The 13073-nt window shown below is 32.2% G+C and carries 6 protein-coding genes and 1 riboswitch; of the genes, 4 read left to right on the top strand and 2 right to left on the bottom strand.

Annotation, left to right across the window (positions count from 1 at the left end; genetic code table 11):
- Positions 1-37: 37 nt before the first annotated feature.
- Positions 38-1882, bottom strand: coding sequence for a helix-turn-helix domain-containing protein (locus DFQ06_RS07940; RefSeq protein WP_133967012.1), 1845 nt, complete (start codon positions 1880-1882; stop codon positions 38-40).
- Between the two features lie 277 nt (positions 1883-2159).
- Positions 2160-2284, top strand: a riboswitch (SAM riboswitch).
- 130 nt (positions 2285-2414) lie between these two features.
- Here DFQ06_RS07940 and DFQ06_RS07935 point away from each other — a divergent pair.
- The 4 genes from DFQ06_RS07935 to DFQ06_RS07920 all read left to right on the top strand — a co-directional run bounded on the left by DFQ06_RS07935 (position 2415) and on the right by DFQ06_RS07920 (position 9916).
- The gene (locus DFQ06_RS07935) at positions 2415-3689 is read left to right on the top strand and encodes an O-acetylhomoserine aminocarboxypropyltransferase/cysteine synthase family protein (RefSeq protein WP_133967010.1); all 1275 of its coding nucleotides are present in this window, start codon (positions 2415-2417) and stop codon (positions 3687-3689) included.
- Between the two features lie 123 nt (positions 3690-3812).
- Positions 3813-7211 carry a bifunctional aspartate kinase/homoserine dehydrogenase I gene (gene thrA / locus DFQ06_RS07930; protein ID WP_133967008.1) on the top strand — a complete coding sequence of 1133 codons (3399 nt, stop codon included), beginning with the start codon at positions 3813-3815 and terminating at the stop codon, positions 7209-7211.
- Between the two features lie 242 nt (positions 7212-7453).
- The gene (locus DFQ06_RS07925; protein WP_133967006.1) at positions 7454-8626 is read left to right on the top strand and encodes a trans-sulfuration enzyme family protein; all 1173 of its coding nucleotides are present in this window, start codon (positions 7454-7456) and stop codon (positions 8624-8626) included.
- 84 nt (positions 8627-8710) lie between these two features.
- Positions 8711-9916 (top strand): polysaccharide lyase family 7 protein, encoded by a 1206-nt coding sequence (locus tag DFQ06_RS07920; protein WP_133967004.1) that lies wholly within the window; start codon positions 8711-8713, stop codon positions 9914-9916.
- On the opposite strand, the gene DFQ06_RS07915 is transcribed toward DFQ06_RS07920, so the two are convergent.
- Positions 9913-13035, bottom strand: coding sequence for a CHAT domain-containing protein (locus tag DFQ06_RS07915; RefSeq protein WP_159140067.1), 3123 nt, complete (start codon positions 13033-13035; stop codon positions 9913-9915). The genes DFQ06_RS07920 and DFQ06_RS07915 overlap by 4 nt on opposite strands.
- Positions 13036-13073 lie beyond the last annotated feature (38 nt).

Here is a 13073-nt window from a genome sequence, read left to right as displayed (position 1 = left end):
GGGCAAAGGATTTATTGTTGTTAGCTATTAGTTTTTCTTATTTACTTAAGGCTTTAAGTATTCTTTCCTCGTTTATAACAATATCTCTAAATAATACATGAGGAAATTCGGTGTATTTAGACGATTTAAATGCATCATAAATATTAGATAGGGTAGAAGATGTTATAAGGGATAAATTCATTTCAGTATCCATTTCGCAATCTGTTACAAAATCATCACTAAATTCCGGTGCCACAAGCAATATTTTTACAATTCTTAAATTGTTTTTTAGAGCTAAGTTTTGGTAAGATTTTAATTGCCTTGAAACAGAGCTAAACTTATTATAACCTCTTTCCTTACTTGTCTTACATTCTACAATAATAATTTCTTGATTACCTAAGTTTAAAAGAATATCCATCATATCCTTCTTTGTGTTTAGTTGACTTTTTAATACATCATCTACGTTAAAACCTATTCCTTTTAAAATGATACCTGTAAGTTCTTCAAATTTTAAACCGAGTTCGCTTTCTTTTATAATAATACCATTTTCTTTAAGTAAGTTTAAATTTCTATATCCTACGTTTTCATAGTTTTCGAGATATAGGTTTTCTACATCCTTGTAGTGTTCAAGGATATTTAAAATATCATCTCCTCTTTGCTTTATAGAATTGTCTTTAATAAACTTAGTTCTATCCTCCTTAGTTATTAAGTCTAATATATCTCTAGGTTTAATATTATAATCAAGTAGGAAATCTGCCTTTAAAACAAATTCATCTTGAAGTTCAAATTGAACTCTTATCTGTTTGTTTAAGTCGGGAAGAGAGAGGTTTAATTCGGTTAAGAGCTTATCAAATCCATCAAGGGAGATGCCTACTTTTTCATCTCGTTCAATATTTTCAAAATATTCAATTAGACTACTAATTTTATCATCTAGCGTACTTCCTTTTAAGTTACTAATATTAAGTCCTTTTTCACAAAGTTCATTTAACGTTTTCTTTTTGTCTGTTACTGTACTTCCTGGCTTATATATATCCGATAGTAATAAATCAGTAAACGAAACGCCTTCTTTTATTATTTCCTCTATTTTCTGTGAATATGATAGTTTTCTATCGATATTATGGTCTTTTGAAATCTGATTAATTATTGGTTCTCGTAAAAGCTTTAAAGTTCTTCGATAGAATTTTTCGGCTATTTCTTTTTCGCGAATTTTGCGTAAAAGTCGAACCATTTCATCTGCAATATAAATTGTGTTTTCTTTGTTTGAATAAAATATTACACCGATGTTTTTAAGGCTTTTTATAACGTCTTGAATGTCTAGCTTTATGACGGGTAATATAGAATAATTTATGAGCTTAATTTCTTCTTGAGAAAGACCAAGTTGTTTTGAAAGTGTAAGCATTATTGATAGTTCATCCGAAGATATTTTTGCTTCACGATTATTATCTTGGTCGTTATAATATGCTGTGTGCAAGCAAGATTTATATATTTTGTAATCTCTTTTTCGAGATTCACTTAAATCTGATTTATCGTTTTCAAAATTGGCGTTTAATGTTTTTATTTTATTTTTTATCTGCTTTATTTCAATTTCGTATAACCTTGAAAACCAATCTTGTTTCATTATACAGTTACCGTCACGAATTATAATATCAATTAAAATATCAAGTTGCGAAGTGATTTCTTGAAATTCACATTTTACGTTTTGTTGAAATTCGTTAGAAGTTAAGGCGAAAACTTTAGAGATATTTTGATTGTCAACAGATTTTAATCCTTTGTTAGATGAGCTTAAAATCGTGTTTATTTCTTTAATGTTTTTGGGGTTTTTCGAAATGATATTATCAATAGCTTTTATAAATGAGTTTTTTTCTAGGGAGCCAAGTTTATCTAATATCTTTTCTAATTTCATAATCTATCTTAATTTGTTGGGTTTGTTGCTTGAATGAGGTTTGAGCAGTTGATTATCAGACCTAAAAACGAAGTTATTCTTTTTTACGAAATACCAAGTAAGTTTTAATGTAAAAATCCCACAAATCTCATAATATTCAATATTTCAAAGAAGCTAGGCCTTAAAACAACAAAACATTGCGATATTGGTAAATCTTTAAAAATTTCTGTTAAAAATTTGGATATTAGCGTTTATTAATTGAATATTTGCATTCACAAAGTTCAATAAACTTACTGAAATGTTATCAAGAAAGGTGGAGGGATAGACCCGCTGAAGCCTTAGCAACCCTTTACACTTAGTAATGAAGGTGCTAAATTCTACTTAAATTACCAATTCATTTATTGGTGTTTGGATAGATAACTAACAAGAATTGCTTTCTGCAATTTTAATTTTTCTTATAACATTTTTCTATTAAGTACACTTTTTTAAAGTGAATTTGACTTTTTATTTAATCGCAAAAAGCGGCAACCAATTAACTAAAAAAATAAGAAAAATGAGCGATCACAAATTATCAACAAACGCATTACACGCCGGACACGACGTTAAAGCAAACGGAGGAACGCAAGCCGTGCCAATTTACCAAACATCATCGTATGTTTTTAACGATTCAGATCATGCGGCAAACCTTTTTTCATTAAAAGAACTAGGTTTTATTTATACACGTTTAAACAACCCAACCAATCAAATTTTACAAGATCGTTTAGCGGCTGTAGAAGGTGGTGTTGGTGCTGTTGTTTTCGCATCGGGAACTGCGGCTATTTCTACAGGGTTATTAACGCTTTTAAAAGCTGGCGACCATATTGTAGCGTCTAGTAGTTTATATGGTGGTACTTACAATTTGTTGAGTGTAACTTTACCTCGTTTTGGTATTACAACGACGTTTGTAGATGCTTCTAACCCAGAGAATTTTAAAGCAGCAGTGCAAGATAATACAAGAGCGTTTTTTGTAGAATCTTTAGGGAACCCGAAATTAGATGTTTTAGATTTAGAAGCTATTGCAGTACAGTCTAAAGCGGCAGGAGTTCCTTTTATTGTAGATAATACAGTGGCTACGCCGGTATTATTAAATCCGCTAAAACACGGTGCAGATATCGTGATCCATTCTTTAACAAAATATATTGGCGGACAAGGAACATCTTTAGGTGGTGCTATTGTAGACGGTGGAACTTTTAATTGGGCCAACGGAAAATTTCCTGAATTTACGGAGCCTTCTGCAGGTTACCACGGATTAAAATACTACGAAACTTTAGGTGCGGCTTCTTATGTTTTTAAATTAATATTAGAAGGATTACGTGATTTTGGTGGTGCTTTAAGTCCGTTTAACGCCTTTCAAATTATTCAAGGTTTAGAGACTTTACCCGTAAGAATTAAGCAACACAGTGCAAATGCATTAGAGATTGCTAAATGGTTAGAGGCTCAAGAGGAGATTGCTTGGGTAAACTATCCTGGTTTAGAAAGTAGTAAATACAAAACTTTAGCCGATAAATATTTACCAAAAGGACAAAGTGGATTAGTTACTTTCGGGCATAAAGGTGGTTTTGAAGCGGCTAAGAAAATTGCAGATAACACCAAATTATTTTCTTTACTTGCTAATATTGGAGATACAAAATCTTTAATTATTCACCCAGCAAGTACAACACACCAACAATTGGATGAAGCGGCACAAGAATCTGCTGGAGTATCTAGCGATTTAGTACGTTTATCTATTGGTCTTGAAGATATCGAAGATTTAAAAGCAGATTTAACAGCGGCTTTTGCAACGATATAATTAGTAAAATAATACAACATCCTGTAAGGTTTTACGATCTTACAGGAAACAAAATAAACCGACACGATTTTAAAAATGGTGTCGGTTAAATAAAAACTTAGTCGGTTTTAAAAACATAAAGAATTGAAGCACCCATTGCAACATATTACCATTAAAAATTATCGCACGGAAAGCGATGTGCTTAATGCTGAACTTAATTTAAGTTATCAAGTGTTTGGAAAACCACTGGGTAGCGCACCTATTGTTTTAATAAATCATGCCTTAACCGGAAATAGTGATGTTGCTGGCGAAAATGGCTGGTGGTTAGATTTAGTTGGCGATGATAAAGTAATCGACACAAAACTATACAGCGTTTTAGCATTCAATATCCCTGGAAATAGTTACGACGGCTTTGTTGTTGAAAATTACAAGGATTTTATAGCACGCGATGTCGCAAAAATATTTTTACTAGGATTAAAAGAATTAAAAACAGGAAAACTGTTTGCAGCCGTTGGAGGTTCTTTAGGTGGCGGAATTGCTTGGGAAATGGCGGTTTTACAACCCGATTTTGCCGAAAATTTGGTGGTTATCGCAACCGATTGGAAATCTACAGATTGGCTTATAGCAAACTGCCAGATTCAAGAACAGTTTTTAATAAATTCAAAAAATCCGGTGCACGATGCGCGAATGCACGCCATGCTGTGTTACCGAACTCCAGAATCTTTTAAAGAACGTTTTCATCGTTCTAAAAATGTAGATTTAGAGATTTTTAATGTAGAAAGTTGGTTGTTGCATCACGGTAAAAAGCTACAAGAACGTTTTCAGCTTTCAGCTTATAAGTTAATGAATCAGTTGCTTAGAACAATTGATGTTACCAAAAATAGACCAGAAGACTTTAATGTTTTAGAAAATATAGAAGCGAATATCCATATTGTAGGTGTCGATTCCGATTTGTTTTTCACAGCAGAAGAGAATAGAGAAACGCACAAACAATTAGCATTAACCAACCCGAATGTTACGTACAACGAAATTCACTCGGTACACGGTCATGATGCGTTTTTAATGGAATACGAGCAGTTAGAAAAAATTATAGAAGGCATTTTTGTGCCAGATTCAAAAAAGAAAAGAATGAAAGTATTAAAGTTTGGAGGCAAATCTTTAGGCAATGGCGAAGGATTGAATAATGTAATTAGCATTATTGAAAATAAAATTAATAATGGTGATAAAATTTCGGTTGTGGTTTCGGCACGTGGAAATGCTACCGATGAATTGGAAGCCATTTTAAATATTGCTGCAAAAGGTATAGACTATAAAGCACAATTAGAGACCTTTAAAAACTACCAAACCGAACCATTAAAAACCATCGATTTTACAGCAGAGTTTACACTGCTTGATAAATTGTTTGAAGGGGTAAGTTTACTTGGTGATTTTAGTGGAAAAATTAAAGATACCATTTTAGCACAAGGTGAATTATTGTCTATTAAAATGGTGTCGGAATTACTGAATGAAAAAGGTGTAAAATCTAATGCTGTCGATTCTAGAACCCTTATAAAAACCGATGAAAACTTTGGGAATGCTATTCCTATTGCCAAAGTGTCTAAGGATAATGTCACTGCTTTTTTTAAAGCACATAAAGATGCGGTAAACGTGATTACCGGTTTTATTGCGTCTAACTTAAAAGATGAAACCACGACTTTAGGTAGAAATGGAAGTAATTATACTGCCGCCTTAATTGCAAATTATTTAGATGCTGAAGAGTTACAGAATTATACACACGTAAACGGTATTTATACGGCAAACCCAGATTTGGTTGCCGATGCTCAAAAAATTAGAGAATTATCATTTAGCGAAGCGAATGAGTTGGCCAACTTTGGAACCACTATTTTACACGCTAAAACTATAATTCCTTTAGTTGAAAAAAATATCAACTTACGTATTTTAAACACCTTTAATCCAGAGGATGAAGGAACTTTAATTACAGCGAAACCAAGTGCTAAAGAAGTAACATCGTTGTCTGTTTTAGATAACGTAGCGTTGCTAAACCTTGAAGGTCGTGGGTTATTAGGAAAGAGTGGGGTAGATGCTCGAATTTTTAGAGCTTTAAGTATTCATGATATTAGTGTGAGTATTATTTCGCAAGGCTCATCGGAACGTGGTATTGGTTTAATTATTAATGCTAGCGAAGCCACACAAGCGGTTATTGCTTTAGAGCGTGAGTTTGAAAATGATTTCTATTCTCAGGATGTAAATAAAATTGATGTGGTGGACGATGTGTCTGTTATCTCAATTATTGGTATCGAGTTGAGTTCGTTCCATAAACCGTTTAATGCGCTTATAAAAAACCAAATTACGCCGTTGTTATTTAACAATACCGTTACCGGAAGAAATATAAGTTTAGTGCTTAAAAAATCGCAATTACATAAAGCTATGAACGTGATTCATGGTGAGATTTTCGGAATTTCTAAAAAGATAAACATTGCCATTTTCGGACATGGAGGTGTTGGAGGTGCATTGATTAATCAAATTTTAAAATCGAGAAGCGATATTGAAAAACGTAAAGCTATTAACTTAAATGTATTTGCTATTGCGAATTCTAAAAAGCAACTTTTAAACAAAAATGGTGTTGATACTAATTGGGAAGATGCTATTAAAACGGTAGACACAGCAAGTTCTATTGAAGATATTATTGCTTTTGCAAAAGAAAACCATTTAGAAAATTTAATTGCTGTGGATAATACGGCAAGTCCTAATTTTTATGAAAACTACATCCCTTTAATAGAGGCTGGTTTCGATTTGGTATCTTCTAATAAAATAGCAAACACCATTTCGCACGAGTTTTATAAAGATTTACGTGTTCAGTTAAAAGAGAATAAGAAACAATATTTATATGAAACTACGGTTGGCGCAGGTTTACCGTTAATTGATACTATTAAACTGTTACACGAATCGGGAGAGAATATTACTAGAATCCGTGGAGTATTCTCTGGAACGTTAAGTTATTTATTCAATAATTTTTCTGTTGAAAATAAACCGTTTAGTGAAATTATTCAGGAAACTATCGACAAAGGTTTTACAGAACCTGATCCGAGAGAAGATTTCTCAGGAAATGATGTGGCCAGAAAGTTATTAATTTTAGCTAGAGAGTTAGATTTGTATAATGAGTTTGAAGATGTTTCGGTACAGAATTTAATTCCGGAAGCGTATCAAAATATATCGGTAGAATCGTTTTTAGAGCAGTTGGATGTTTTAAATGAACAATACCAAGCTATAAAAGATAAGCAAGAACCAGGGCATGTATTGCGTTATATTGGTGATTTATCGGGAGATTTATCTCAAGATAAAGGCGTTTTGGAAGTTAAGCTCGTATCTATACCAAATGATAGTACTTTAGGGCAAATAAAAGGTTCGGATGCTATTTTTGAAATATTTACTGAGAGTTATGGTGAGCAACCTATCGTGATTCAAGGTGCAGGTGCTGGAGCAGAGGTTACAGCGCGTGGTGTGTTTGGTGATATTTTACGATTATCTAAGCATATAAACTAGTGTTATTTTTCATTTCCGCGAAGGCGGAAATCTAAAACCTAGAACACCTGAACAAACCAAAAACCTGTCGGTTTAAAACAAACCAAAGCAGGTAAGTGCATTAGGGATTGATGCGGTATCCTTTTTTGTTTTTCTCAAAAAAGATATAGCGGAAAGCCCGACCCGATAGGGAAATGCCCAAATAAAAATATTAAAAATAAATCTTTGAGGGTTTTTTACCTTTATTGAATAGTGAAAAAACAATGAGCGAGAAGAAAAAACATTTTGAAACCGAAGCGATACGCACACAGAGTGAAAACACGCAATTTTCGGAGCATTCGGTACCTTTGTACTTAACGTCCGGATTTGTGTTTGAAGATTCTGAGGAGATGCGCGCGTCTTTTGCCGAAGAGAAACAACGTGATTTATATAGTAGATATAGCAATCCTAATGTAAACGAATTTGTAGATAAGGTTTGTAAAATGGAAGGTGCAGAGGCTGGTTTTGCTTTTGCAAGTGGCATGGCTGCTGTGTTTTCTACATTTGCAACGTTGTTGGATGCTGGAGACCATGTGGTGTCTTGTAGTTCTGTTTTTGGTGCTACGCATGGTTTGTTTACTAAGTATTTTCCGAAATGGAATATTGAATGTTCGTATTTCAATATCAATGAAGTTGAAACCATAGAAAGTTTAATACAGCCAAACACGAAATTTATTTATGCTGAAACGCCTACAAACCCGGGCGTTGATGTGTTGGATTTGGAGTTTTTAAGTGCTATTTGTAAAAAGCATAATTTATTGCTTGTTATCGATAACTGCTTTGCGACGCCGTATTTACAGCAACCTATAAAATTTGGTGCAGATTTAGTAATTCATTCTGCTACTAAATTAATGGATGGCCAAGGGCGTGTGTTAGGTGGCGTAACGGTAGGTAAAAAGGAATTAATTAGAGAAATTTACTTATTTTCGAGATTAACAGGGCCGTCTATGAGTCCGTTTAATGCTTGGGTATTGTCTAAATCTTTAGAAACTTTAGCGATTAGAGTTGAAAGACATTGTGAAAATGCCTTAAAATTGGCTATATTTTTAGAGGCTCACCCTAAAGTGACATGGGTAAAATATCCGTTTTTAAAGTCGCATCCTAAACATGACATTGCTAAAAAACAAATGAAAATGGGAGGAAGCATTGTGGCTTTTGAAGTTGAAGGCGGTATAGAAGGTGGAAAGTCGTTTTTTGATAGTATAAAAATGTGTTCGCTATCGGCTAATTTAGGAGATACCAGAACTATTGTAACACACCCAGCAAGTACCACGCATGCTAAAGTTGAAGCATCGGTAAAGGCTGCTGCTGGTATTACAGATGGTATGGTGCGTTGTTCTTTAGGGTTGGAACATATTGATGATATTATTGCCGATATAGAGCAAGCACTTGCTTAAATTTTACATTTAGTTTACTGAATAGCCATTGTTTTTTAGTTTCTCATGATTTAACATGCTATTTTTATAAAAATTATTTACATCATGAAATTATTAAATATTGTTTGTGCGTTTTTGTTTTTAACTGTTGGGTTTAGCTGTAATTCTAGTGATTCTGGAGAGGAAGAGCAGGTTGATATCTTAGATGTATCTACAGTTTCTGAGTTTTCAGCAAGTGAAGAAACTAAATTAATAACAGTAACGGCTAATTTGTATTGGTACACAGCTAATAATAATGATTGGATTACTTTGTCTCCTACAAATGGAACTAATAATGGTTCTATAAATATCTCTGTAACAGCAAACCCAAACACTACCGTGCGTACAGGTTCTGTAAACGTTATTGGAGGTGATATTTCAAAAAATATAACAATTACACAGGCAGCAAAAGCTGAAAGTACAGGAGTTTTAGACGCTAATTTAGCGCCTTCTAAAAATTTCGATTTATCGACTTGGAATTTAAGTATTCCGGAAAATAAGGGTGATGGTACAGCGGTTACAGTAACGGTTGCTCAAATAAATGCGGATTACCAAAACAGTAAATATTTTTATATGAATACCGATGGTGGTATGGTTTTTAAATGCCCTGTGGCTGGTTTTAAAACCTCTCTAAATACAAGTTATACTCGAGTAGAATTACGCGAAATGTTGCGTGGCACTAATACAAGTATTAAAACTCAAGGTGTAAATAAAAACAATTGGGTTTTTGGATCGGCACCTACCGCAGATATAAATGCAGCGGCTAGTTTCGATGGGGAAATGAGTGCTACTTTGGCTGTAAACTATGTAACTACAACTGGAGATGATAGCCAAGTTGGCCGTGTTATTGTTGGACAAATTCATGCCAATGATGATGAGCCTATTCGTATTTATTACAGAAAGTTAAAAAATAATGCCTTAGGAGGTATTTATTTTGCTCACGAACCTATGGATGGTTTTGGTAGTGAACAATGGTACGATTTAATTGGTTCTAGAAGTAGTTCTGCTTCTAACCCAGAAGATGGTATTGCTTTAGGTGAAAAGTTTTCGTATAAAATTAAAGTGGTTGGTAATGCTTTAACCGTTACTATTTCTAGAGAAGGTAAAGCCGATATTATAAAAACTATTGATATGGTGAACAGTGGTTATGATAAAGGCGGACAGTACATGTATTTTAAGGCTGGTGTTTACAACCAGAACAATACTGGGGATGCTGATGATTATGTTCAAGCTACTTTTTATTCACTTGAAAAAAGCCATACAAATAATTAATTTTTAGACTTATATTTTTTTAATAAGTATACTAGAGATAAGATAAAAAGAACTCCAGCAATCCAATAATAGGTGTTATTTGAATTGTTTTTTAAACTTATAGCATCTGTATTCCCTATAATATAAAAACTTCCCCAATAAAATGGGTTGGTGTAAAAGGCTTCTGTATTTGCTAGATATTTTAATTTAGCTTGCTGTAGCGCTTTAGGCTTATTCATGCCTTTTTTTAGGTTTGAATAAAAACATTTCATTAATTCGGGGGTGCTTTTGTCATGTACTTCCCATTTGCTTAATAGTAAGCTTTTGGCTCCTGCATATTGAAAAGCGTTTCCTAAACTCATTATACCTTCCCCGTTAGCAATTTCGCCTATACCAGTATTACAAGCACTTAGTACAACAAGATCTGCGGGAATATTTAAAGCAAAAAGTTCATGATTGTATAAAATATCATCCTCTATAGTGTCTTTGCTTTTTGTGAAGAACAATTTTGAGTTTTCTGGATTTTCATTATCAACCTCTCCATGTAAGGCTAAATGTAAAATGTTATATTTTTCTACATTTTGTTTAAAGGTAGATTCTATGGCGTTAACTCCATAATAATATTGACCATCTATAATTTTAGATATCATGTCAATTTCTTTTCTCGCACCTGGTAAATCTTCTTTAATATCATTAGCAGGAGAAACGCTGTTTTTATTCGGTTTTTTAGTACTTGGTGCGTTTGAATATGAAAAGGCGAGACACTTTTTTAAGGTTTTAGATTCTGAAGTGTTTTTTATTATAGGATTGAATAATAAATCTGCTGAATTGGAATAAGAAATAGCGTGCTTTTTTAATAAATAGGGAAGTTCTCTACTGTTTTTATTGTTGTTATTTGTGAGTAATAAATCAAAATTTAAATACCATAATATGTCATCTGGAATAATTATTAATTCATCTCCTATCAGTTTTTTATCTAAGGGTTTAATAAGTTCTTGATATAAAACGGATGCTATTTTTTTGTAATCATTTAAATTTTCCGAAGTAATTGATATATTAAAGCGTTCTATTTTTTTATCTAATTCAGAAATTGTTAATTCTTTTATTGAAACATCATTTTTTGAAATTGTAAAGGCGTAGATTTTACTTTTAGTAGAGAAAAACTCTAATACCGTCGTTCTATTATTTATTTTATCTTGAATATCCTTAACAGAAAAGGACTCTGTTTTATGCTTTAATTGATAATATTTGGGATAGTCCTTTTTAAGTACTTTTATTAAAGAATCTTTCTTTTGATTAATAGTAAATAATTCGTTTTCAAAGCTTTTAATTTTATCTGTATCTAAAGTGTTTTCAGATTGTTCTGCAACAATTTGTGATTGATAGTAGGCTATGTCTGATTTGATGCTTTTTTCAAAATCTAGGAGTTCACTTGGTAGGTTTGAGAAGTTTTTAGCATTAGTATCATTGAGTAAATCTTTTAAAGTATTAGATCTGCTTTTTTCAGTAAAGTGCCATGCGTTTATTAGATGTTTTTTCTCTGTTGTATTTTTATATTGTAGTAAATGTGTTGTAATAGCATCTGCATAAATTGCTTTAGCTTGTTCTGCTAAAACTAATTTATCTTGATGATTGTTTATAGATTCGCGAATATAATCTATAATATAATCTGCTTGATAATATAGCGTTGCACTTTGTTCTAGCTGCTTATTGTCTTTATTTTGAATAGATTGTAGCTGTAATGTTTGTGCCTTTTTATGTATCGTTTTTAATAATAATTGGTGATCAAAATAATTATTAAGGTTAAGCGCTTTACTTTTATTTGCAGCTGCATTTTTAGAATTGGAAATAATGGCGCTATCTAAATATTTTAAGGCAGTTTTGTAGTTTTCTTTTTTATAATGGGTAATACCCATATTGTAGTGGAGATTTGAAGTTAATAAATGCGTAGCTCCATATATTTTTTGAGTTAATTTTAATCCTTTTTTATTGTAAAATAAGGCTTCATCATAAAACTCATATTTATACTTGAGTTCTCCTAATAGCTTTAGTGAATATGCTGTTTCAAGATGATTACCTAGTTTTTCTTGAATAGTTAATCCTTTTTTAGAATATTTGAGAGCTGTATTGTAATCTCCTTTAGATGAATATAGCGATCCAATATTGTCATATAGTTTTGCTATTTTATCATGGTTTTTATCCAAAATGGTTTTGTAATACTCTAAAGATTTGTTTAAATATATTAGAGCGTCATCATAAGCTCCCAACATGCCGTAAGTATTGCCAATATTCATGTAAATTAATGACAGTAAAGAAACATCTTCTTTAAAGTACTCAAGGGTTATGGCTAAGCTTTTTTGATAGTAATTTAAAGCTTTATTTAATTCTCCTTGAGATTTCAATATGTTTCCTGTGTTGTTGTAAACACCTAAAAGGCCTTTGTTATAGTCGTTTTTAACAAAATAAGGTAAAGATTTTTGGTAATACATCATGGCCTTTTCATCCTGCATAAGATCAAAATAAATAAGCCCGATGTTAATGTAGCTAAAGCCAATATTGATATGGTTTTCTTCTAGCGATTTTATATCAATATTTAAGCTTTTCTCTAGGTATTTTAATGAGGTGTGTAAGTCTCCTAAATTATAATAACAGAGGCCTATATTATTGTACCTATTTCCTATAACTTGATCGGTCTCTTTATGTGCCTTCAATGAAACCTTTAAGGCTTCTTCAAAAAAACTTAAAGCCGTTTTGTAGTTAGATTGAATAAAATTTAAACGTCCTAAACTGGAGAGCGATATCGAGATACTCTCATGGTTTGATGGTAGCTTTTCTTTTTTTAGCTTTAAACTTTTCTCGTAAAATTTTTGTGCTTTATTATAATCTAAAGATTCCTCGTAGCATTTGCCTAATTTATAATAGCAATCTGCTATTTTTTTGAAAGCACTTGTTTTTTCATATACATTAAGGGCTTCATTAAATAAAAGAACAGATGTATTAAAATCTCTTTTTTTTAAAAGTGAATCTGCAGTTTTGTAATTTATTGAAGCAGCTAAAGTGTCAGCTTTTTTTTGAGCATACAAGCTAGGTATAAAAAGAAAACTAACTAAGATCCAAAAGAAAGATAGATGTTTATTCATTATCATGAGTATTGAAAACGTTGAAAGTATTTGTTAAT

It is taken from the genome of Algibacter lectus, from assembly GCF_004368925.1.
GTDB lineage: Bacteria > Bacteroidota > Bacteroidia > Flavobacteriales > Flavobacteriaceae > Algibacter > Algibacter lectus.
The sequence above is the reverse complement of the archived record's forward strand: the minus strand, read 5'-3'. Positions and strand labels throughout refer to the sequence as shown.